The following is a 21,774-nucleotide window of genomic DNA, read 5'->3' as shown; positions in this document are numbered from 1 at the left end:
CGCCGGTTCGCCCTGTCGGGCTGTGCCGTCGGATCGCGGTAGCGCGGCTTCGCTGCAACGCGGCGTTGTCGTGCGGCCGCGAAAAGGGGCCGTCATCGGCCCCTTTTTTGGTGTCTGGCCCGCAGGTCACTAGACTGTCTCAGGTTGCGTTACACAAGTGTCTGCGGGTCTCCACCGGCCGCCGCAGACCGTTTCCGCCCCTCTCGCGGGCAGTGCCGGGAGCGCGCCGCTAGTGGCGTCCACAATCCCAAAAGACAACAGCACCACCGGTGAGACCGTGCCCTTCGCGCACGGCAACGGCGGGAACCGCAGCGCCTGGCTGGCAGATCTAACGAGCACCAAGGAGTCTCTCGTGACTACTTTTCACCCGAAGAGCGGTGACATTACCCGTAAGTGGTACGTCATCGACGCCACTGACGTGGTTCTGGGTCGTCTCGCCGTAACCGCAGCCGACCTGCTGCGCGGCAAGAAAAAGCCCTACTTCGCCCCCAATGTGGACTGCGGCGACAACGTCATCATCATCAACGCCGACAAGGTCCGCGTGTCCTCCAACAAGCGCGATCGCGAAATGCGCTACCGCCACTCCGGCTACCCCGGTGGCCTGAAGTCCATGACCCTTGGCCGCTCCCTGGATCTGCACCCAGAGCGCGTCATCGAGGAGTCCGTCAAGGGCATGATGCCGAGCAACAAGCTCTCCCGAGCCTCCATCAAGAAGCTCCACGTCTTCGCCGGCCCGGAGCACACCTACCAAGCCCAAAAGCCGGAGACCTTCGAGATCAAGCAGGTGGCACAGTAATGAGCGACTACAACGAGAACATCAACCCCGAGGAAAACTACGAGGGCGAGTACACCTCGACCGACGCCGTGAACGAAGAGTTCGTGGCCACCATCGGTGACTCCCTTGTCACCGAAACGGACGCCGAGGAAACCGTCGAGGCCGCCCCCGTGGTCTACGACGGCCCGATCCAGACCGTCGGCCGCCGCAAGCGCGCCGTGGTCCGCGTCCGCATGGTGCAGGGCTCCGGCGAGATCACCTGTAACGGCCGCACCCTGGAAGACTACTTCCCCAACAAGCTGCACCAGCAGCTCATCAAGGCACCCCTCGTCCTGCTGGAGCGGGAAGACCAGTTCGACATCAAGGCCAACCTCAACGGCGGTGGCCCCTCCGGGCAGGCCGGCGCCTTCCGCCTTGCCATCGCCCGCGCGCTGAACAAGTACAACCCGGAGGAGCGCCGCGAGCTGAAAAAGGCCGGCTTCCTCACCCGCGATGCCCGCGCCGTGGAGCGCAAGAAGGCCGGTCTGCACAAGGCCCGCCGCGCACCGCAGTACTCCAAGCGCTAAACCCCGGTCGGGTTTCCTGGGGCCGCGCCGGTTCTGCCGGTTTCGAGCCGGTCCCTCGGTTCGCCCGCAGGGTCCAATCCTTGGACCCCCCACCAGCCGCCCATCGCAGAGCTCTTCGCCTGCGGTGGGCGGTTTCGGTTTCGTTGGGCCCGGCCTGCGCCCACGTTGCCGCGGCGTCGAACCCGCAAGGGTGGTGGCCGCCATGGCCCCCACGGCAGGGGCACTAGGATGAACCCTCATGGGTAAATTGTTCGGAACCGATGGTGTCCGCGGCCTGGCCAACGAACGCCTCACCGCTCCGCTGGCCATGAAACTCGGTGCGGCGGCGGCTCATGTCCTCACGGAGATCGAGGCCAGCGGCCAGCGCAGGCCCACCGCAGTGGTGGGGCGGGACCCCAGGGCCTCCGGGGAAATGCTCACCGCGGCCCTGGCCGCAGGCATGGCCTCCCAGGGCGTAGATGTGCTGGACGTAGGGGTTCTGCCCACCCCCGCAGTCGCCTTCCTCACGGATGATTTCGGGGCGGACATGGGGGTGATGATCTCCGCCTCCCACAACCCCATGCCGGATAACGGCATCAAGTTCTTCGCCGCGGGGGGCCACAAGCTGGACGACACGGTGGAGGACGCCGTCGAAGCGACGATGCTTAACCTCACCCCGCAGGGCCCCACCGGTGCGGCGATCGGCCGGATCATCGACGAATCCCACGATGCCCTGGAGCGCTACCTGCACCACCTGCGCCTGGCGGTGCCCACCCCGCTGGACGGCCTCAAGGTGGTTGTCGATTGCGCGAACGGCGCAGCGTCCGAGGCCGCCCCCCTGGCCTATTCCAGCGCCGGTGCGGAAGTTACGGCGATCCACAACCGCCCGAATGCGTACAACATCAACGATGGGGTGGGCAGCACCCACATCGACGTCATCCAGAAGGCCGTGGTGGAGCACGGCGCGGACATCGGCCTGGCCCACGATGGGGACGCGGACCGCTGCCTGGCCGTGGATAGCGAAGGAAACGTGGTGGATGGGGACCAGATCATGGCGATCCTCGCTATTGCGATGAAGGAGGACGGCGAGCTGAAGAAGAACACGCTCGTGGCCACCGTCATGTCCAATCTGGGCCTCAAGCTCGCCATGCGGGAGCAGGGCATCACCATGCGGGAGACCAAGGTCGGCGACCGGTATGTCCTCGCCGACCTCAACGCGGGGGATTACTCCCTGGGTGGCGAGCAGTCCGGGCACATCGTTATTCCAGCGCACGGCACCACGGGGGACGGCACCCTCACCGGCCTGTCCATCATGGCGCGGATGGCCGCGACCGGGCGGTCCCTCAGCGAGCTTGCTTCGGTCATGCGGGTGCTGCCCCAGACACTCATCAATGTCCCGGTCCCGGATAAATCCAAGATTATTTCGGACGCCAGGGTCCAGGGCGCTTTAGAAGCAGCGGAGCAGGAGCTCGGGGAGACCGGGCGGGTGTTGCTGCGCCCCTCGGGCACGGAGGAGCTGTTCCGGGTGATGGTGGAGGCGGCGGATCCGGCGACGGCGCGCCGGATCGCGGGGAAGCTAGCCGCGGTGGTCGCGGAGGTCTGACCTCTTTCTCCGGCTACCGCGTCAGCGGGTGGGGGCGGGTGATGTGGGGGGGGGGAGGGGAAGATTCCCGTGAACCTTTTGGGCGCCGGTGGCGTCTAACCCTATAGGCACGCAAACAGGCAAACCGCGTGCGCAAAGACTTCGATCCCTCCCCTGGGCTTCTCCCCGAGCGTTACGCTCGCGGCAGGTGGGAACGCGTCGGGGAGGGGATGGTTCAGGAGGGGGTTTACAGCGTGGAAATGCAGATCGACCCACCGGGGGCGATGGCTGCGGCGGCGCGGTTTCGGGATGCCCAGCAGCAGTGGCATGAACACCTGATGGCGCACCAGCCGGATACGCCCATCGCCGCGTTCGGCACGGGTCTGGCAGCGCAGGCAGCGCGGCTGCACGCGGCCCGGCAGCGGGTCCACCGGATACGCGAGCAGCACGCGCAACTGTTGGCGGCCCACGGGCAGCATGCCCATGCGGAAGCCGCTGCGGTGGGCCAGGCGGAGGAAACGAATGTCGGCGGCCTTACGGGGGTCCAGGCCGGTCTGCCCGCAGTAGGTGTTGGGGGTGAACGGCGGTGAGTGTGACGGCGGAGTTGGCGGCCAACCTGCGTTTGCTCGAGGCGCAGGGCGCCGACGTGAACAGGGCTTTGAGTCTGCTGAGCTTCACAGACGGTTTCGACGCCGCAGCGGTAGGGCACAGCTTTCATCATTCGGAGATTGTCGCAAGAGGACGGGGTGTAGGGCGGGCCGGCGGCGGGCGCTCTGGCGGCGGGCGTGCTCGCGGAACGAAGGATGGGGAGGGCTCGGGGCATTCGTCCTCCGATGGGGGCGCGGGATCCTCGGAGGGCTCCGGCTGGGGCTCCAAGCTGTATGACCTCTTAGACGGGGCGGATCGGGTCGGCGACATCATCCAGACGTTCCAGGACTTCGCCGGCGGTCTCGTGGGAGACAAGGTGGCTAAGGACAGCGAGAAGCAGGAGCAACACGAGAACAACACAGCACAGTGTGGGGAATCGGGGGTTGACTGCGCCGAGCACCTCGGCGCGTTCAACGATTTCGCGATCAAGCTGGCTAAAAAGATCTCCGAATCCGCGTTGGCCGCCGCCGCAGCGGAGGGAGCAAGTCCGGAGGATGTGGCCAGGGCCAAGGCGATTGGGGACGCCGCTAGCCGGGCGATCGAACAGCTTCTGCAGCAGCGGAACAAATCCATGGTGGAGGCCATCCAGATCCTCACCGACGAGTTCGACCGCGCTGCGCAGGATGGCGGGTTTACGCCGGCCTCGACTGGCGGCTCCGATAAGCCGGCAGCGGAATGCGAGGATTCGTCGCTTACTCCACCCAGTAGTGCCGAGCACCCCGAACCTGCCCCATCACCCCCGCCAGTCGCTGCGTCCACGGCCACCCCGCCAGCGGCTGCACCCACGCCCACCCCGCCTGTGCCAGCCCCGGTGAACGCGCCTGCACAGCAGGAAATGGCGCTAGCGCCTGCAGCAGCGCCTGCTGCAGGCGCTAGCGCCGCCGCTGGCGGGCTGGGCCAGGCAATCTCCGAGGTGCAGGCTCCCGTCGTGGCTCCTGCCAGCAGTACGCAGCCAGGTTCAGCGTTAGCGGCAGGCACGAACGCGGTCACCGGGGACGTGGCCGGGGCAGTTGCGGCGTCCGCTTCTGTCAGTGCGGCTGGCACCGTCGGCAGTGTCGTCTCCGTCCCGCAACCGCTAGCTATGCAACCTCCCACCATGCCGGCCCCTGCCCCACTGCCGTCAGCGCCGCCGTACGTTCCGCCGCCCGGGCTCGCCCCCATGCCGTGCGATGTTCTCTCCCAGCACGTCGTGGCGATCGCCCACGATGGTGTGCAGGTGGCTGCCGGGGCCCTGCACACTGTCATCGACGTTGCGGCGTCCGCGATGTGCCCACCCGACCTTGGTGCCGTTGCCGGGCCTGGTGTGACGCCTCCGCCGCCGGAGGTCTGTCCCCCGCCCGGGGCCACCGCAACGGGCGGGGTGACAGCCGCCGGTGCTGTCGGCGGTTCAACCGCCACTGGCTCCTTCGGCGCCGGAGGGTTCATCGAAGCGGACCTCGCCGGTGGACACTTCCAGGCTGGTGGGGCCCTGGACATCCAATGGGGACCTGGTGGGGCTGGGGAATGCCCGGTTCCCAGTGAGGAGGCCCCCGATTGTCCACCGGACGCCGCCCCGGCGGAGGTCGATGAGGATAAGGATGCCGCGGGGGAACACGCGGACAGTTGCGCGGAGCCGGAAGCTCCCGGCCCCTCCCCGGAAGCCGAAGTAGTTGGGGAAGCGGAGCAGCCGGCCGGGGATACCTCTGCGTGCCAGGGGTTCGACAAGAGCAAACACCCGTCGGTGCCGGACGGGGCCGCGGCCGCCCCAGTGTGCAGCGAACCGCAGGAGCAGCCAGCTACCGCTGCCTCCGGCAGTTCGTCGACCGCGACAGCAACAAGCTCCCCGGATCCCGGCAGCTCTGGCTGGGAACCGGACATCTGGGTAACCTCCCCGGACACCTTCGACCCGCCAACGCCAGAGGGCGCACCAGCCCCCGATGCCCCCGCCGCTCCGGTGGGGCAGCCAGTGACCGACATCCACCTACAACGCAGTGAGGAATGGTGACCACCATGAGCAGTAGCCCCTACGAAGACGTGATGAACAGGTTCATGCAGTCCGTCGAGCAGGCCAGCGCCGAGTTCGAAGCCGAGCTGAAAAAGCACACCGAGGCGCTGCGCCGGGCCAACGAGAGCGGCATGCTGACCGGTGCCGCAGAAAGTGAAGAGCCCGGGGTTGCGGAACAGGCGCGGGGGGAGGTGGCGTCCTTAAACAGAGAAGAACCGCACCACATCGGGGCGCGGCGGATCTTCACGGCCGAATAACAACCGAACCCGACCGTGGGGGCCGGGGACTAGAACTGCAGTTGGGCCAGAAGCTGCTTTGTGTCCATATGCTCCGGCAGGTTGCGGAACAGCTCCACCTGAGAGGCGGTTTCTGTGTTCTTCAGCTTGACGTTGGTTTCCCGGAACTTGTCGTACTTGCCCTCGGACTCAGCCAGGGTGAACCCGACCATGAGGGCCCGCACCAGATCCTGCTTCGCGAATTCCGGGGTTCCCCCACCCAGCAGGAACTTGCGGCCGTATGCCTCGTGGAAACCGCTGCTACCGGCCCCCTCGATCGTGCGGTACACGACCTCCCCGCGCCACAGCGCCGCCATCCGCTTGGCGTCCCCATACTGGCTTTCCGCCGCAGACCCAGGGTGCAGCACTAGGCCGGGGGCATCCACCTGCTTCGCCGCCTCGTAGGGGCTCGGCGTGGTATCCGAGGGGTACACCGCCATCACCCCCGCAATGGAAGGCTGATTGTGATACCCGCTCTTCGGGTTGGACTGGGCCGAACGACCCGTTGCCGCCAACACCGCACACGAAGCTCCAAAGCCATGGCCGGCAAGGAACAGCTTGTTCGGGCTCACGCTCACGCTGCCCGTCCCCAGCTTCACGCCCGCCAGGATCTGCAGACACGTCTCCAGGTCGGACGCAAAGCCCCGGGCGTTCGGCAGGAACCCCCGCTCCGTATCCGGCGCGGCCACCGCGATGCCCCAACTGGCCAGATGCCGCAGCGTCCCGTGGTAATTGCACACGCCCAGCCGCCAATCGTGCCCGAAGGCAATACCGGCAATGCCGTTGCCGTCAGCCGGGGTATACACCTTCCCCGGGATCCCGGCGAAGCTTAAGTCTCCGGTCAACACACGATGCGGGCCCCGCTTGCCGAGGCGGGCCACGAGATTCTTCAGATTGTCAGCCACGTCTCACAACACTAGTTCAAAGCGCCTTCTCAGACACCCAAGATGCGGCGTGTATGGTGTGCGCTATGTGTGCGATCGTTGGTTACGTTGGGCAGGCGCAGGCCTTGCAAATCGGCCTCGAGGCCCTAGAACGCATGGAATACCGGGGGTATGATTCCGCCGGCATTGCGGTCGTCCAAAAGGGGGCCCTCCACGTGGAGAAGAAAGAGGGCAAGCTCGCCAACCTTCTCGAGCAGGTGGACCACATCGGGCGGGACAACTTCACCGGCACCACATGCATCGGCCACACCCGCTGGGCCACCCACGGTCGCCCCAACGACGTCAACGCCCACCCCCACGTCTCCTTCGACGGTAAGGCCGCGATCGTCCACAACGGCATCATCGAGAACTTCGCCACACTGCGCGAAGAAGTGGAAAACGCCGGAATTGAGATGACCTCCGAAACGGACTCGGAGGTTGCCGCCCACCTGCTGGCCCTCGCCTATAACGACGGCCCCACCGCGGGGGACTTCGAAGCCAGCGCCCTGGCGGTCCTCCGCCGCCTCGATGGTGCCTTCACCGTCCTGTTCACCCACTGCGATCACCCCGGAACCATCGTCGCCGGGCGCCGTTCCACTCCCCTCATCGTGGGGGTCGGGGACGGCGAGACTTTCCTCGGCTCCGACGTCGCGGCCTTCATTGCGCACACCAAGAAGGCTGTGGAGCTGGGCCAGGACAACGCCGTCATCATCACCGCAGACGGGTACCGCACCACTGACTTCGACGGCAACGACGTGGAATGCACCCCCTTCACCATTGACTGGGACCTGGAGGCCGCTGAGAAGGGCGGTTTCGATTCGTTCATGATGAAGGAGATCCACGAGCAGCCCGCCGCCGTGCGGGACACCCTCGCTGGGCACTTCGTGGACGGGCGCATCGTGCTGGATGAGCAGCGCCTCTCCGACGAGGACCTCCGCGGCGTAGAGAAGGTTTTCGTCGTGGCCTGCGGGTCCGCCTACCACTCCGGGTTGCTGGCGAAGTACGCCATCGAGCATTGGGTGCGTGTGCCCGTGGAGATCGAGGTGGCCAGCGAATTCCGTTACCGTGACCCGGTGCTGGACCAGCGGACGCTCGTGCTCGCGGTTTCCCAGTCCGGGGAGACGGCGGACACCCTCGAAGCTGTGCGCCATGCGAAGACCCAGGGCGCTCGAGTTCTCGCGGTGTGCAACACTAACGGCTCCCAGATCCCGCGGGAATCGGACGCGGTGCTGTACACCCACGCCGGCCCGGAGATCGGCGTGGCCTCCACCAAGGCTTTCCTGGCCCAGGTCGCAGCCAACTACCTGGTGGGCTTGGCCCTCGCCCAGGCCCGCGGCACGAAGTTCGCTGACGAGATCGCGGACATCTACAACGCCCTCGAAGCGTTGCCCGAGAAGATTGCGAAGGTCCTCAAGCTGAGGGAACAGATCTTGGAGCTGTCCAAGGAGCTGGGACCGGTGAAGACGATGCTCTTCCTCGGCCGTTACGTCGGTTTCCCGGTGGCGCTCGAGGGCGCACTGAAGCTCAAGGAATTGGCCTACATCCACGCCGAGGGCTTCGCGGCCGGGGAACTAAAGCATGGCCCGATCGCGCTGATCGAGGAGGGCCTGCCGGTGGTCGTGGTGGTGCCCAGCCCAACGGGGCGGCCTATATTGCATTCCAAGATCGTCTCCAACATCCAGGAGATCCGCGCCCGCGGAGCTCGGACCATCGTTATCGCAGAGGAAGGGGACGCCGCCGTGGAGCCCTTCGCGAATTACCTGCTGCGGATCCCCAACACTTCCTCGCTGATGCAGCCGCTGTTGTCCACCGTCCCCCTGCAGTTCCTCGCTGCGGATATCGCGCGTGAGTGCGGCAACCAGGACATCGACAAGCCGCGTAACCTCGCCAAGTCCGTGACGGTCGAATAGGGGCGGTGGTGCGTGGTGCCCGAGATGGAAAGTGTTGCGGGGCCCGGACCCAGCGACAATGACGGCCGCGACCACCGGAGCCTGCCCGCCCGCGGGGAGGAACGTTCTCTCGCGTCTTTTCCGCATTCCGCGCAGGTGTTGTTGGCCTCCGAATGCCTGCCGGGTGCGGGCCAGTTGTGGCCGGTGCCGGGACCCACGGATGATAAGTATTCCGGTGTTGTCGGCATCTACGCTGGTTCGGACCAGTACCCGGGGGCGCGGATCATGTGCACCCAGGCGGCCGTCGCTGCGACGTCCCCCATGGTGCGGGTGATAGGATCACCGCAGATCACGGAGCGTTTTCCGGAGGTCATCGCGCACCTCAGCCCGCAGGAATCCGGGCGCGTTCAAGCGTGGGTGGCCGGCCCGGGGTTGGGTCAGGACGCCGAAACCGTCGAAGCGGTGCGGTGGGTCCTGCGGCAGCCGGAGCGTCTTGTTGTGGACGCCACCGCCTTGCGTTTGGTGGCAGCGCATTCCGAGTTGCGACGAATCCTGGTCGAACGCGCCGAGCACGGCAGGGTGACGGTACTCACCCCTCATGCCGGCGAGTTCGGGGGATTGGCCGAGAGCCTCAATCGGCCGGATATGGGGGATGCGGCTACGGCGAGCCTGCCGGATCGGCTGGAGGCGGCGCAGTGGTTGGCCCGGGAGATGGGGGCCGTGGTGCTGCTGAAGGGGCGGCTGACAGTGGTCGCCGATGCAAAGCAGGCGTGGGCGGTCGATGTGGAGCATTCCTGGGCCGCGACCGCCGGATCCGGTGATGTCCTCGCTGGGCTCCTGGGAGCATTGGTAGCGGCCGTGGACCGCTACCAGCCGGTAGTCCACTCCGTAATGGCCGCGGTGGCGGTACACGCCCTGGCAGGAGAGCTGGCCGCCCGGACCCCGGAGGGGCCAGCACCGGTTTCCGCGAGCGGCATCGCGGCCGCGATCCGACCGGCCGTGGCCATTGCGCTGCGGGAGGCCGGGCGCTTCTAGGTGGTGGACAGTTGAAAGCAGGTTTGCACGAAGCATGAGTGTTGATCGCATCCCAGGGGACGGCGAGGCCCACCCGGCACTCGCGGAACTCATCATCGACCTAGACGCCATCGCCCACAATGCGGCGTACCTGGCGCAGCGGGTTGCGCCGGCGAAGCTGATGGCGGTGGTGAAAGCAGATGCCTACAACCACGGGGTCTCGGAAGTCGCCCGCACAGTCCTGGAACACGGCGCCGCAGCCCTGGGAGTGGCGACGATTGCGGAGGCTCTGCACTTGCGCGAGCTCGGCGTCACCGCACCGATCACAGCGTGGATGTGGCACCCGGGGGAGGCCTTGGCGCCCGTGTTCGCCAACCACATCGAGCTCGGCCTTCCGTCCCTGGCCCATGCCCGGGTCGCCATCGCTGCCGCCCGCGAGTACGTCGGCGACTCGGACCCCGCGAATCCCAGCTCAACCGTCCCCCTCATGGGACTCATGGCCGATACCGGCCTGTCCCGTTCCGGGGTGAGCCCGGTGGAATGGTCCGAGACGGTTCGGTTGGTGGCACAGGCCAGCCGCGCCGGGTGGGTGCGGGTCGGTGGCGTCTTTAGTCATTTGGCGTCGGCGGACATGCCGGATCAACGGCCCACCACAGATCGCCAGGCCGAGCGTTTCCGCGCCGCAATCGAGGACTGCCGCAGCCATGGCTTGGACGTCCCCTGCAACCACCTGGCCAACACCCCCGCGACCTTGACGCGCCCCGACCTGCATTTCGACATGGTTCGACCCGGGGTGGGACTGTACGGCGTGGACCCGGTGGAGCCCTCCGCCGGGTATGAGCCCGCCGACCTGCGCCCCGCGATGACGTTGCGCGCCCGCGTGACGACCACGCGGATCGTTCCCCGCGGGGAGGGCGTGAGCTACGGCCACACGTGGGTCGCCCAGGAGGACATCCGCACTGCAGTGGTGGCCATCGGGTATGCCGACGGTTTACTGCGCAGCCTCAGCGGGAACCTCCAGGTCGCCATTGAGGGGAGGTTGTACCAGCAGATTGGGCGGGTGTGCATGGATCAGGTCGTCATCAATCTGGGACCGGTGGGTTCCCCCGAGGCGGAGGCCGTCACACCGGGTGAGTGGGCGGTGATTTTCGGCGCGGGCGGATTGAGCGCGGAGGAGTTGGCGCGCCGGGCGGGCACGATTGCCTACGAGATTCTCACGATGCCCAGGGGGCCCAGGGTGGCTCGCCGTTGTATTTCTTCAGGACGCCACCTCCCCCAGCGCCCCGATCACCTCCGCGTGTCGGGCGGACGAACCACGGTGGCGACGGCAGAAGACATGCGCGCCCTGGGCGAGGCCCTAGGGTCCCAACTGTCCGCCGGGACGGTGGTGGTGCTCACGGGGCCCCTGGGTGCAGGCAAGACAACCTTCACCCAGGGCCTCGCGGCGGGAATGGGGGTGCAGGGTCGGGTGCAATCGCCCACGTTCACCGTGGTCCGTCAGCACCGACCTGGATCTGCGGCGGACGGCGGGCGGTCGCGGCCCGGGTTGTTGCACATGGATGCATACCGGCTGCTGGGGGACCGGGTGGAGGAGCGGCAGGACGTGGCCGGCCACCGACTGGAGCCAGGGGAGTTAATGGACCGGGGGGAGGTCCTGGACGCCTTGGAATCCCTCGACGTGGACGCGGACATCGAATCCCACGTCGTGGTGGCGGAGTGGGGGCGCGGCATCGTGGAGGGGTTGTCGGAGCAGGTATTGGACGTGGAGATAACCCGGGTCTCCGGCGTGGGCCCGGACGACACGGAGTGGGCCGATGATCCCCGAGAGGTGACGTGGGCTTGGCGATAGGGGCAGCTCAGCGCGGCGGGTAAGCTTCGGGTCCATGCTCGTATTGACTGTGGACACGTCGACGTCGCGCGTAGTGGCCGGGGTCGTGGAGGTGGAACGCCCCGCGGCGGGAGCCGCAGTGCGTGTCGCGGAGGCCCTCCGGGTGCGCGCCCAGCGCGTCCCAGTTAGCCCACGGGGGCACATGGAGCTGTTGGTGCCCAACATCCTGCAGGTGTTGGAGGAGTCCCAGTTGACCCCCGGGGACTTGGGTGCCGTGGTGGTGGGCGAAGGGCCCGGCCCGTTCACCGGCCTGCGGGTGGGGATGGCGACGGGCGCGGCTTTCGGGGATGCGCTGGGGATCCCGGTTCACGGCGTGGACAGCCTGGCAGCGATGGCCGCCAGTGCGGTAGTGGCCGGGCGCATAGGCGAGGGGGAGCCAATAGTTGCTCTTTCCGATGCTCGGCGCCGCGAATGGTATGTGGGCTCATATGTTTTTGCCCAGAACCGACTTCGACAGATCGGGGCACCCGCCGTGCTGTCCCCAGACGAGGCTGTCCAGGAGGGTGTCGCGAGTACGACGGCGCACTCCCCGGGGGCAGAGCCATTCCCGGAAGCAGAGCAGGCCAAGTCGGCCGGGTGTGCTCTGGTGTGCGCCCGGGCCACGGCCGAGTCGGCCGCGGACCTGGTGCTCGGCCTCGAGGACAGATACTCCGCCCGCCTGGCTGAGGCCGATGCCTACCCGGATCCGCGCGGCCTCGTTCTGGCGGCGTTGAGCACCCTCACGGTTGACGTGCCGGAAGGCTCCAGCTCCGCTGCCATCCTGGCCCACGGGAGGGACGCGCTTCGCCGGCCCGGCCAACCCCTGCGGGCTCGCTACTTGCGCCGGCCGGACGCCGCTGAACCCAAGCCCAAGGTCAGGTCCGCGGCGATCGACTTCGCCGCTGCGGATCGGCCAGAACCAGCCCCCGAGCAGGCCCCGCACGCCGAGGCGACCTCGCCGCAACTCGTGGCCCTCGCGCCCGCGGATTCCCCGGCTCTCGCAGCAATCGAAGCCCGACTGTTTCCACAGGATTCCCCGTGGTCCGAATCCATGTTCCGGGTAGAACTCGCCGCTGCCCACACCCAGTACTGGGGGCTGCGGAATTCCAGCGGGGCCCTCATCGGATACGCCGGGATCGCAGCTATGGGGCCAGCGGACTCCCCAGAGTTTGAATTGCACACCATCGGCCTGGTCCCCGAAGAACAGGGCAAAGGCTATTCCCACCTGCTCATGGAGGCCCTCCTGGACGTGGCCGACGGCGCCAACAGCCCGATCTTCCTGGAGGTTCGCACGGATAACGTCCCCGCCATTGGCTTGTACCGGCGCTACGGTTTCACCATCCTGGGTACCCGCCGGAACTACTACCACCCCTCCGGTGCGGATGCCTACACCATGCGGCGGGCCCCCCGGGCGGTCGCTGCGCGCGGGCGCCTCATCATGGGTGTGGAAAGTAGCTGCGACGAAACAGGCGTGGGGATAGTGGCACTGGATCCGGCCACCGGGGAGGTTCGGGAATGCGCCAACGTGGTGGCGTCCTCAATGAATGAGCACGCCCGATTCGGCGGCGTGGTGCCGGAGATTGCCTCGCGCGCCCACCTGGAGGCCATGGGTCCGACAATGCGGGCGGCCCGAAGGAAGATCGGAAACCGCAGGCCGGACGCCGTCTGCGCCACTATCGGGCCGGGACTTGCAGGGGCGCTCATGGTCGGCGCTGCAGCGGCGAAGGCCTACGCCGCCGCCTGGGACGTGCCGTTCTACGCAGTCAACCACCTCGGCGGGCACGTTGCCGTGGAGGCGCTGGACAAGCGAGAAGTGGAGGAGAAGGCCCCCCGGTTGGACCATGCCGTTGCCCTCCTCGTGTCCGGGGGACACACCCAACTGCTGGAGGTGCGCGGACTCGGCGCCCCCATGCGAGAACTGGGCAGCACCGTGGATGATGCCGCCGGCGAGGCCTACGACAAAGTGGCCCGCCTGCTGGGCCTCGGCTACCCCGGGGGGCCGGTGATCGACCAGCTAGCCAGCCGGGGGAACCCCACCGCCATCGCCTTCCCCCGCGGCATGATGCGCCCACAGGATTCCCGCTACAACTTCAGCTTCTCCGGGTTGAAAACCGCAGTTGCCCGCTACGTGGAGCGCGCGGAAAAGACGGGGGAGCGCATCCCCATTGAGGACGTGTGCGCCAGCTTTCAGGAGGCCGTCGTCGATGTGCTCACCGCCAAGGCTCTGCGCGCCTGCACAGACACCGGTGCATCCGTACTGCTGCTGGGCGGCGGCGTGTCCGCCAACCGGCGCCTGCGGGAGCTTGCCGCGCAACGCTGCGCCGAGGCCGGTGTGGAACTGCGGATACCTCCGGCGGCGCTATGCACCGACAACGGGGTGATGATCGCCGCGCTGGGGGCCCAGCTCATTGCTGCGGGCGCACGGCCCAGTGAGCTGCAGGTCGGCACGGATCCGATGCTGGACGTATCTGTTCCCCAGCTGCACTGCGGATAGCGGCGGGGCCTGGCAGAATGAGCCGTGAGAGACACCTGGAGTTTTCCAGGGTTGAACGACCTTAAGGAGACCATTCCATGGCACGCAGTCTGCTGGTCACACCGGAGCTAGATGTTCGCGAGATGGACATAGATCTGTCCCAGGCTCCCGAACTGTTGGGGGGAAGCGCGGGCGGCCGCCTGCATGTCGCCTTCGTGGAAAGCGGCCAACACATCGCCGCCGTGTACTCCGAGGATGCAATGAACAAGCCCGACGCGGAGCCGAACCCGCTGGCATCCATGGGGCGCAACGAGTCGGATACCGGCAACGCCCGGTTCCTGTCCGATCCCACCCGCGCCATCGCCGGACCGGTGTTGTTCGTCGGCCGCGAGGGGGAGGACCTCACCGATGAGGAGGTCGAGTCCGTCCACAACGGCATCCGCGCGGTGGAGAACTACCGGGCCGATAACCCCGAGGAGTTCCAGCTCTGGCACGACGCTGTGCTCAACCTCAACCGCGGCGTGTAATCACGGGATAAAGGGCAACCCCCCGGGGGTGGGGGTAGTAATCCCGGGGGGCATGTGGCCCGCTGGGCCGGGGGTGTCTGCGGGAAAAGCTAGCGCTCGCGATGTTGAGGGCTAGCACTTGCACGGGTAGAGTGCCAATAGGTTGTTTGACGCACAGTCGTTCACCCGCGACGACGGCTGAGCGCGGCTAACACACCGGCAGAACTCAACATTCGACTACCCGAGACATCACCCGAATACACGGAGGTATTCAATCGTGGCGAACGTCAACATCAAGCCGCTTGAGGATCGCGTTCTGGTCCAGATCGTCGAGGCGGAAACCACCACCGCTTCCGGCCTGGTCATCCCGGATTCCGCCAAGGAAAAGCCGCAGGAAGCTACCGTCATCGCAGTGGGCCCCGGCCGCACGGGCGAGGACAACACCCGCGTCCCCATGGAGGTCAAGGAGGGCGACGTGGTCGTGTTCTCCAAGTACGGCGGAACCGAGCTGAAGTACAACGGCGAGGAGTACCTGCTGCTGAGCCAGCGCGACCTCCTGGCCATCATCGAAAAGTAAGCGGGTAACGTGTATGTCAAAACTCATCGCATTTGATCAAGAGGCTCGCGAGGGGCTGCAGCGGGGCGTGGACGCTCTCGCCGACGCGGTGAAGGTGACGCTAGGTCCGCGAGGCCGCAACGTGGTGCTGGAGAAGGCCTTCGGCGGCCCCACGGTCACCAACGATGGGGTGACCATCGCCCGGGATATCGACCTGGAGGATCCCTTCGAGAACCTCGGCGCCCAGTTGGTGAAGTCCGTCGCGATCAAGACCAACGACGTCGCCGGGGATGGCACCACCACCGCTACTCTGCTGGCCCAGGCCCTCATCAAGGAGGGACTGCGTAACGTCGCCGCCGGTGCCAACCCCATCGCCCTGAACCGGGGCATCGCCGCCGGCGCGGAGAAGGTCGTGGAACTACTCGCCGAGCGCTCTCGCCCGGCGGATGACACGGCCTCCATCGCCAACGTTGCCACCGTCTCCTCTCGGGACGAAAAGATCGGCGCCATGGTCGCGGATGCCTTCGACAAGGTGGGCAAGGACGGCGTGGTAACCGTCGAGGAGTCCCAGTCCATCGAGGACGAGTCCATCGTCACCGAGGGCGTGTCCTTCGACAAGGGCTACCTTTCCCCTTACTTCGTGACGGATCCGGAGACCGGGCACGCGGTGCTAGAGGATGCCCTGGTTCTGCTGGTGCGGGAGAAGATCTCCTCTCTGCCCGAGTTCCTGCCGTTGCTGGAGAAGATCGCCCAGTCCGGCAAGCAGGTCCTCATCGTCGCCGAGGATGTGGAGGGGGAACCGCTGCAGATGTTGGTGGTCAACTCCATCCGCAAGTCCCTCAAGATCGTGGCCGTGAAGTCCCCGTACTTCGGGGATCGCCGAAAGGCCTTCATGGACGACCTGGCTATCGTCACCGGCGGCACGGTGATCGACAAGGAGCTGGGCCACAACCTCGCCGATGCAACCCTGGAGCAGCTCGGTTCCGCCCGTCGCATCACCGTGACGAAGGACGAGACGGTCATCGTCGACGGCGGTGGCTCTGCGCAGGCCGTAGAGGAGCGCCGGGGCCAGATCCGCAACGACATCGAGCGCACCGATTCCTCCTGGGATCGTGAAAAGCTGGAGGAGCGGCTGGCTAAGCTTTCCGGCGGTGTTGCCGTGATCCGGGCCGGTGGTGCCACCGAGACCGAGGTCAACGAGCGAAAACTGCGTATTGAGGACGCCATCAACGCCGCGCGCGCAGCAGCCCAGGAAGGTGTGATCGCCGGGGGCGGGTCTGCACTTGTGCAGATCGCCGCCGACATTGAGGCGATGGCCGACCAGGCAGCGGGTGACGAGGCCATCGGCCTGCGCTCCCTGGCCCGCGCGCTGCGCCGTCCGACCTTCTGGATCGCGGAGAACGCCGGCCTGGACGGCGCCGTAGTGGTTTCCAAGGTGGCCGAGCAGGTAAACGGCTCCGGTTTCAACGCCGCCACCCTACAGTACGGCGATCTGCTCGATCAGGGAATCATCGACCCGGTAAAGGTGACGCACAGTGCCGTCGTCAACGCTGCGTCCGTGGCCCGGATGGTCGTTACCACCGAAACCGCCGTGGTAGACAAGCCCAAGGCTCCCGAAGGCGAAGGTGGGCACGGCCACCACCATCACTAGTCGGAGTTGACCCCGCCGCTGAGGCGGGGGGGGGGGGTCGCAGATTTCGTCTCCAGCCGCTCAAAGAAAATCGGAGACGGAAAGGATCTGGCGACTACAAAGGGAGGGTCCTGGGGAAGAAACCCAGGACCCTCCCTTCGTTCGTGTGCGCCGGTTAGGTGGGGGAGAGGGGGTGCCTAGGACGCGATGCGGCGGCCGCGATTGCGGGAGGTGGGGCGCAGGATAGCGTCCCGCTCCGATTCGCTGAGCCCGCCCCAAATGCCATAGGGCTCGGCGACGTCCAGCGCGTGCTGGCGGCATTGCTGCATCACGGGGCATTCCCGGCAGATGGCCTTGGCCCGGTGCTCGCGCATGGCCCGCGCCCGCCCACGTTCGCCATCGGGATGGAAGAAGATGGAGGAATCCGCGCCCCGGCATGACCCGTGTAGCTGCCACTCCCAGACGGACGACGCGGAACCGGGGAGCTGATAGGGCTGCGGCATGAGGATATTCTCCTTGAGCTGGTTGTTCGCGATGTATCTACAGACGGGGGGTCGTGCATAGGGGGGGTCGTGCTTGAGAGGGGGATAGCGCCGGAACGCTCCGTGCTCAACGACGAGTAGGAGAGTCCAATTCGAAGGTGAACGTCATATGAACCGTGCTCGCCAAAAACGTGTATTTCAAGAGGTGGGCCGGTGACTAGCATGTGTGCTGTCAGTAATGAACTGGCCTTTCGATGCTTTGTGAACGTTGTGTGAATTGTCTGGCGGAGGACCCCCATAGGGAGGTGAGTCCACGGGAGCGGGTCGGTCCCGCCCGCGGGGTTCACCCGTCTACCGGCGCGGACGAACGATCCGTGCTGACGGGCGGGGTTGTGATAGGTTCATTAGTCTACGGGCGGAAGAACAGCCCACGTCGAGCGTGTTATTCAAATCATGTGTCGGGCTCACGCCGACGCGCCGGGGCCCCGACGAGCCCGGGTAGGCCGCGTGCTGTGAGTCAGTGCGGGGCGTTGGGGAGCGCAGCGGAGTTCGTGAAGCACCCCCTCCATCCGCCATCAAAGTCTTCCGGGAGCGTTATGACAGCTACAGCCGATCTGGACGCAGCCATTCAGGCTGTCGCCCCGCGCGCTATAGCTGGTGACCATCAGGCACTGCAGGAACTGATCAACCTCATCCACCCGCCGGTGGTTCGCTATTGCCGCGCCCGTGTCACCTCGTCGCGCTACCCCACGCCAGAAGACATCGCCCAGGAAGTCTGCCTTGCGGTGGCCCGGGCCATCGAGGGATATGAGGACAAGGGCCTGCCCTTCATGGCCTTCGTCTATCGGATCGCAGCGAACAAAATTGTGGACGCCCGACGCTCGCAATCTCGGGATTTAGCTCAGCCCACTGAAGGAATTCCAGATGAGGAAGATCACAGCACCTCCCCCGAATTGGAGGCCATCAATCGAGATTCGTGTAACGACGTAGCTCAGCTGCTCGATATTTTGGGTGAGAAGGCTCGTGAAATTATCATCCTCCGCGTTTTCGGCGGATACTCAGCAGAAGAAACAGCCCAGATGCTGGGAACATCCGCCGGTGCCGTCAGGGTTGCACAGTTTAGGGCTCTCGCGAAGTTGAGGGCTCATGTGGCCAAAGACACATCCGGATGATTTCAAATAATGGTTTTAGTCCGGATAAATGTTTAGCCGTCAACAGTGTTGGTCTATCGCTAGAAACGGCCAACTGGGTTCGCAGTTCTTCGGGCGAGCCCAAAGTATTCCCCAGAAAACGCTTTTAGTATCCACACCAGAAAGAAGCTGACCCATGACACCGACCAGCGGTCTGCCCGGGCGTCCCAATGTTGCGGACGTCGCGGCTGACGACCGTGCTCTCGATGCCATCGGCCGGGGAGAACGTAATGATTCCGACGCGGTGCTCGCGCTTCTCAGCACAGCGCGCGCGGACAGTGAAGCGAACATCCCGGCGCCACCCCTAGTCGCGGATCTCCTCGGTGCCACTACGAGCGCACCCGCATCCTCAATCTCCGAAGGCTCGGCCGAACCGAATAGCGGTTCGGCCGCTCCCACTCCGCTGAAACGCCACCGCCTCATCCGTCGCAGCGCCTCGGCGGCTGCAGCCGGCGGGGCCTCCCTCACCGCCATCTTCATAGCCGGGGGGGTAGCCGCAGCGCTGGCTGTGGGCGGCCTCGGTGTGGCCGCGTACAACGCCGGAGAGTTGCCCTTCAAGCCCAAGCAGTCCGAAACCGGGGCCGCCCCGGGCTCCAGCGCAACCAGCACTTCTGGAACTCAGGCGGGAGGGTCCACCGAGCGCCCGGCTGGTGGCGTCGCCACGGAACAGAGCGGCGACAACGGCGCCGCCGATCAACGCCGGGCAGAGGAACCATCGCCGAACGGCCCGAGTAAGAACGCCCAGTCCCCGCAGGACCCGAAGGCGGACAGGCAGCACGTGGATCTCAACGGCCTACTGGGTTACATCGATGGTGCCTTGCGCACCCCCAGCGACCAACCCACGGCTAGTCCTTCCCCCTCCACGGGGACGGCAACGGGTGACAGCACAGGGGCCACCACCCCGGCCGAGGGGGGCACCACTGCCCCGAGCACCGGTGTGCCCCGGGATAACGACGGGGATGCCCCGACCATCACCATCCCCACCGGTACAGAGCACCGGGAACCGCAACCCACCAAGGCCCCCACGGTGTCGCCCAGTGCGTCCCCCACCGCGACCGCACAGACCGTGCAAAGCCAGTCTGCGATCCCCGGCATCTCCAACACCGGCACTGCAGCGGTGGCAGCTCAGGCTGCGGTTGCCCACCCCTCCGCAGATACTGCGGCGCTCGGCAGCTAGTAGCGGTTCCCCCCGAAAGACGGCAAATCCTCTGGCTCGGCCGCCTCGAGCTAGCGTGCAGCTTTCGCCTAAAGCCAGCGCCGGGTTTCCATAGCCCCGGCGGCATCGGCATATCCCAGGCAGTAGTCCCAGGACACGTAGTGATCCGGGTTCGTCTTCGCGCCTGGCTCATGCACCGGAATAGCTTGGTTGTTCAGCAACGACGTGATGTTGTACTCCATGATCTCCCAGTCGTAAAAGTGCAACTCCTCGCAGTCTTCGCACACCATCCCGATTCCGCGAATCCCTCTGGGCTCCAGCAATGAGCGGAACAGCCGAACGTTCGAAAGATCTTCGTGCAGCGCCACGATTTCCTCGGGCGTGGGTGGCACGAACTCCTCATCCGGTTCTAAGAAGGACGCGGGATCGTTCGGGTCGTTAGCAAACGGGTCCGGCGGCATCTGGTGGCTGCTGAAATTCACGCTTCAACCGTACCGGGTCACCGCCCCCTAGCACACACCAATGGCTCAGCTATCGTCCACCGCGTCCCACCTGGGGGAGCTGTGGCTATCCTGCCGCCCGGGCTCGGGTTAGAGTTGAGCAACATACTGTGCCCCCGACGTGCGACCTAACCCGCCGCTCACCTCGCGGCTCGCCGGGGGCCACCGACCATCCTCGCGCCCGATCGACCATCCCCAAGGAAAGGACCCCGCCCGCATGCCGCAGCAGCCCGTACCCACCGGTGGAGACGACCCGAACAAGGTAGCCCTGGTGGGCTTGACGTTCGATGACGTGCTGCTGATCCCCGACGCATCGGACGTGATCCCCAGTGAGGTGAACACCTCCACCAAGTTGACGCGAAACATCGAGCTGCACATCCCCATCGCCTCTGCCGCGATGGACACCGTTACGGAAGCACGCATGGCCGTGGCGATGGCGCGTCAGGGCGGCATCGGTGTGCTGCACCGCAACCTGCCGGTGGAGGATCAAGCCGAGCAGGTGGAAATCGTCAAGCGCTCCGAGGCCGGGATGATCACGGATCCTGTCACCGCTAGCCCCGATATGAGCATTCGGGAAGTCGACGAGCTGTGTGCCCGCTACCGCATTTCCGGCCTCCCGGTCGTGGACGAGGAGGGCGTGCTCGTGGGCATCATCACCAACCGGGATATGCGCTTCGAAGCGGACTTCTCCCGACCGGTACGGGAGGTCATGACCGCCCAGCCGCTGATCGTGGCCCAGGAAGGAGTCTCCGCGGAGGCCGCCCTGCGCCTGCTGTCCGAGCACAAGGTGGAGAAGCTGCCGATCGTCGATGGTGCGGGCAAGCTCACGGGGTTGATCACGGTGAAAGACTTCGCCAAGCGCGAGAAGTACCCCGATTCCGCGAAGGATGCCTCCGGTCGCCTGTTGGTTGCGGCGGGCATCGGCACGGGCGAGGATGCCCGGCGCCGGGCCGGTTGTCTTGTGGACGCCGGGGTCGACGCGCTCGTTGTGGATACCGCGCACGCGCACAACCGGGGCGTGCTGGACATGGTGTCTCGCGTGCAGCGGGAGTTCGGCAAGGCGGTGGACGTCATCGGCGGGAACCTCGCCACCCGGGGGGCGGCCCAGGCCATGATCGAGGCCGGGGCGGACGGCATCAAGGTGGGTATCGGCCCCGGATCCATCTGTACGACGCGCGTGGTTGCCGGCGTCGGGGCCCCACAGATCACCGCCATCATGGAGGCCGCCGCAGTGGCCCACCAGGCCGGGGTACCCATCATCGCGGACGGGGGCATGCAGTACTCGGGGGACATCGCCAAGGCCCTCGCGGCGGGAGCCTCAACGGTCATGCTGGGGTCCATGCTCGCCGGCTCGGCGGAAACCCCCGGCGAGATCGTCACGATCCAGGGCAAGCAGTACAAGCGCTACCGTGGGATGGGCTCTCTCGGGGCGATGCAGGGCCGCGGGCTGACGGGGGAGAAGCGCTCCTACTCCAAGGACCGCTACTTCCAAGGCGACGTGAAGTCCGAGGAGAAGCTCGTGCCAGAGGGAATCGAGGGTCGGGTGCCCTTCCGGGGTTCCATCGAGGCAATTCTGCACCAGCAGGTCGGTGGTCTGCGGGCCGCCATGGGTTACACGGGGGCGGCGACGATTGCTGACCTCCACAAGGCCCGGTTCGTGCAGATCACCAACGCCGGGCTGCGGGAATCCCATCCGCACGATGTGCAGGGCATTGCGGAAGCCCCGAACTACAATCCGAATCGGTAAATCCAACCGGCAACTTCCTTGCGCGGCTCCTC

The 21,774-nt window shown here is 66.3% G+C and carries 19 protein-coding genes; 16 read left to right on the top strand and 3 right to left on the bottom strand.

The genetic code is table 11. From position 1 onward, the window contains the following. Positions 1 to 352: 352 nt before the first annotated feature. The 6 genes from rplM to CHEID_RS08630 all read left to right on the top strand — a co-directional run bounded on the left by rplM (position 353) and on the right by CHEID_RS08630 (position 5,791). Complete coding sequence (gene rplM / locus CHEID_RS08655) at positions 353 to 796, top strand: 50S ribosomal protein L13 (RefSeq protein WP_112769130.1); 444 nt, start codon at positions 353 to 355, stop codon at positions 794 to 796. Beyond that, positions 796 to 1,341 carry a 30S ribosomal protein S9 gene (gene rpsI / locus CHEID_RS08650; RefSeq protein WP_112769126.1) on the top strand — a complete coding sequence of 182 codons (546 nt, stop codon included), beginning with the start codon at positions 796 to 798 and terminating at the stop codon, positions 1,339 to 1,341. The genes rplM and rpsI overlap by 1 nt, the downstream gene beginning before the upstream one ends. A 238-nt stretch (positions 1,342 to 1,579) precedes the next feature. Next, positions 1,580 to 2,923 carry a phosphoglucosamine mutase gene (gene glmM / locus CHEID_RS08645; protein ID WP_112769127.1) on the top strand — a complete coding sequence of 448 codons (1,344 nt, stop codon included), beginning with the start codon at positions 1,580 to 1,582 and terminating at the stop codon, positions 2,921 to 2,923. Between the two features lie 128 nt (positions 2,924 to 3,051). Beyond that, positions 3,052 to 3,492, top strand: a complete 441-nt coding sequence (locus tag CHEID_RS08640) for a hypothetical protein (RefSeq protein WP_112770382.1) — start codon at positions 3,052 to 3,054, stop codon at positions 3,490 to 3,492. Next, a complete protein-coding gene (locus tag CHEID_RS08635; RefSeq protein ID WP_273661097.1) occupies positions 3,489 to 5,534 on the top strand; it encodes an ICP22 family protein in 2,046 nt (681 codons plus the stop codon). Before CHEID_RS08640 ends, CHEID_RS08635 begins: the two co-directional genes overlap by 4 nt. Positions 5,535 to 5,539: 5 nt before the next feature. Beyond that, positions 5,540 to 5,791, top strand: coding sequence for a hypothetical protein (locus tag CHEID_RS08630; RefSeq protein WP_146743859.1), 252 nt, complete (start codon positions 5,540 to 5,542; stop codon positions 5,789 to 5,791). A gap of 29 nt (positions 5,792 to 5,820) precedes the next feature. Here the strand turns inward: CHEID_RS08630 and CHEID_RS08625 are convergent, their stop codons facing one another. Continuing rightward, entirely contained in the window at positions 5,821 to 6,714 is an 894-nt protein-coding gene (locus CHEID_RS08625; protein WP_238599335.1) for a dienelactone hydrolase family protein, read from the bottom strand. 65 nt (positions 6,715 to 6,779) lie between these two features. Here CHEID_RS08625 and glmS point away from each other — a divergent pair, with 65 nt between their 5' ends. The 7 genes from glmS (at position 6,780) to groL (ending at position 16,688) form a co-directional block, all read left to right on the top strand. Next, positions 6,780 to 8,642 carry a glutamine--fructose-6-phosphate transaminase (isomerizing) gene (gene glmS, locus CHEID_RS08620; protein WP_112769638.1) on the top strand — a complete coding sequence of 621 codons (1,863 nt, stop codon included), beginning with the start codon at positions 6,780 to 6,782 and terminating at the stop codon, positions 8,640 to 8,642. A gap of 24 nt (positions 8,643 to 8,666) precedes the next feature. Further along, positions 8,667 to 9,656 (top strand): ADP-dependent NAD(P)H-hydrate dehydratase, encoded by a 990-nt coding sequence (locus CHEID_RS08615; protein ID WP_112769637.1) that lies wholly within the window; start codon positions 8,667 to 8,669, stop codon positions 9,654 to 9,656. A gap of 34 nt (positions 9,657 to 9,690) precedes the next feature. Continuing rightward, positions 9,691 to 11,484 carry an alanine racemase gene (gene alr, locus CHEID_RS08610; RefSeq protein ID WP_112769633.1) on the top strand — a complete coding sequence of 598 codons (1,794 nt, stop codon included), beginning with the start codon at positions 9,691 to 9,693 and terminating at the stop codon, positions 11,482 to 11,484. Positions 11,485 to 11,518: 34 nt separating this feature from the next. Then, positions 11,519 to 13,996 (top strand): tRNA (adenosine(37)-N6)-threonylcarbamoyltransferase complex transferase subunit TsaD, encoded by a 2,478-nt coding sequence (gene tsaD, locus CHEID_RS08605; protein WP_112769632.1) that lies wholly within the window; start codon positions 11,519 to 11,521, stop codon positions 13,994 to 13,996. A gap of 77 nt (positions 13,997 to 14,073) precedes the next feature. After that, the gene (locus CHEID_RS08600; RefSeq protein ID WP_112769631.1) at positions 14,074 to 14,502 is read left to right on the top strand and encodes a hypothetical protein; all 429 of its coding nucleotides are present in this window, start codon (positions 14,074 to 14,076) and stop codon (positions 14,500 to 14,502) included. A 256-nt stretch (positions 14,503 to 14,758) separates the two neighbouring features. Then, complete coding sequence (gene groES, locus CHEID_RS08595; RefSeq protein ID WP_112769630.1) at positions 14,759 to 15,058, top strand: co-chaperone GroES; 300 nt, start codon at positions 14,759 to 14,761, stop codon at positions 15,056 to 15,058. Between the two features lie 13 nt (positions 15,059 to 15,071). Beyond that, positions 15,072 to 16,688 (top strand): chaperonin GroEL, encoded by a 1,617-nt coding sequence (gene groL, locus CHEID_RS08590; RefSeq protein ID WP_112769629.1) that lies wholly within the window; start codon positions 15,072 to 15,074, stop codon positions 16,686 to 16,688. 176 nt (positions 16,689 to 16,864) lie between these two features. On the opposite strand, the gene CHEID_RS08585 is transcribed toward groL, so the two are convergent. Beyond that, on the bottom strand, positions 16,865 to 17,170 hold the full coding sequence (locus tag CHEID_RS08585) for a WhiB family transcriptional regulator (protein ID WP_112769628.1): 306 nt from the start codon (positions 17,168 to 17,170) through the stop codon (positions 16,865 to 16,867). 575 nt (positions 17,171 to 17,745) lie between these two features. Between CHEID_RS08585 and shbA the strand changes: the two genes are divergently transcribed. After that, positions 17,746 to 18,321 (top strand): RNA polymerase sigma factor ShbA, encoded by a 576-nt coding sequence (shbA, locus tag CHEID_RS08580; protein ID WP_112769627.1) that lies wholly within the window; start codon positions 17,746 to 17,748, stop codon positions 18,319 to 18,321. A 154-nt stretch (positions 18,322 to 18,475) separates the two neighbouring features. Next, positions 18,476 to 19,516, top strand: coding sequence for a hypothetical protein (locus CHEID_RS08575; protein WP_112769626.1), 1,041 nt, complete (start codon positions 18,476 to 18,478; stop codon positions 19,514 to 19,516). Positions 19,517 to 19,584: 68 nt separating this feature from the next. Here CHEID_RS08575 and CHEID_RS08570 read toward each other — a convergent pair whose 3' ends face one another. After that, the gene (locus CHEID_RS08570; RefSeq protein WP_112769625.1) at positions 19,585 to 19,956 is read right to left on the bottom strand and encodes a DUF5319 domain-containing protein; all 372 of its coding nucleotides are present in this window, start codon (positions 19,954 to 19,956) and stop codon (positions 19,585 to 19,587) included. A gap of 256 nt (positions 19,957 to 20,212) precedes the next feature. Here CHEID_RS08570 and guaB point away from each other — a divergent pair, with 256 nt between their 5' ends. Next, positions 20,213 to 21,742, top strand: a complete 1,530-nt coding sequence (guaB, locus tag CHEID_RS08565) for an IMP dehydrogenase (protein ID WP_112769624.1) — start codon at positions 20,213 to 20,215, stop codon at positions 21,740 to 21,742. Positions 21,743 to 21,774: the final 32 nt, after the last annotated feature.

Origin of the sequence: Corynebacterium heidelbergense (assembly GCF_028609845.1) — a bacterium.
GTDB classification, from domain to species: domain Bacteria; phylum Actinomycetota; class Actinomycetes; order Mycobacteriales; family Mycobacteriaceae; genus Corynebacterium; species Corynebacterium heidelbergense.
Note: the sequence above shows the minus strand (reverse complement) of the source record. Positions and strands in the feature narration are given on the sequence as shown.

Excerpts from the sequence above, each read along its gene's own strand:
- glmS (WP_112769638.1), top strand. The coding sequence starts at position 6,780 with ATGTGTGCGATCGTTGGTTACGTTGGGCAGGCGCAGGCCTTGCAAATC.
- CHEID_RS08600 (WP_112769631.1), top strand. The coding sequence starts at position 14,074 with ATGGCACGCAGTCTGCTGGTCACACCGGAGCTAGATGTTCGCGAGATG.
- rpsI (WP_112769126.1), top strand. The coding sequence starts at position 796 with ATGAGCGACTACAACGAGAACATCAACCCCGAGGAAAACTACGAGGGC.
- tsaD (WP_112769632.1), top strand. The coding sequence starts at position 11,519 with ATGCTCGTATTGACTGTGGACACGTCGACGTCGCGCGTAGTGGCCGGG.
- CHEID_RS08585 (WP_112769628.1), bottom strand. The coding sequence starts at position 17,170 with ATGCCGCAGCCCTATCAGCTCCCCGGTTCCGCGTCGTCCGTCTGGGAG.
- glmM (WP_112769127.1), top strand. The coding sequence starts at position 1,580 with ATGGGTAAATTGTTCGGAACCGATGGTGTCCGCGGCCTGGCCAACGAA.
- CHEID_RS08570 (WP_112769625.1), bottom strand. The coding sequence starts at position 19,956 with ATGCCGCCGGACCCGTTTGCTAACGACCCGAACGATCCCGCGTCCTTC.
- groL (WP_112769629.1), top strand. The coding sequence starts at position 15,072 with ATGTCAAAACTCATCGCATTTGATCAAGAGGCTCGCGAGGGGCTGCAG.
- guaB (WP_112769624.1), top strand. The coding sequence starts at position 20,213 with ATGCCGCAGCAGCCCGTACCCACCGGTGGAGACGACCCGAACAAGGTA.
- CHEID_RS08575 (WP_112769626.1), top strand. The coding sequence starts at position 18,476 with ATGACACCGACCAGCGGTCTGCCCGGGCGTCCCAATGTTGCGGACGTC.
- shbA (WP_112769627.1), top strand. The coding sequence starts at position 17,746 with ATGACAGCTACAGCCGATCTGGACGCAGCCATTCAGGCTGTCGCCCCG.
- alr (WP_112769633.1), top strand. The coding sequence starts at position 9,691 with ATGAGTGTTGATCGCATCCCAGGGGACGGCGAGGCCCACCCGGCACTC.
- CHEID_RS08615 (WP_112769637.1), top strand. The coding sequence starts at position 8,667 with ATGGAAAGTGTTGCGGGGCCCGGACCCAGCGACAATGACGGCCGCGAC.
- CHEID_RS08630 (WP_146743859.1), top strand. The coding sequence starts at position 5,540 with ATGAGCAGTAGCCCCTACGAAGACGTGATGAACAGGTTCATGCAGTCC.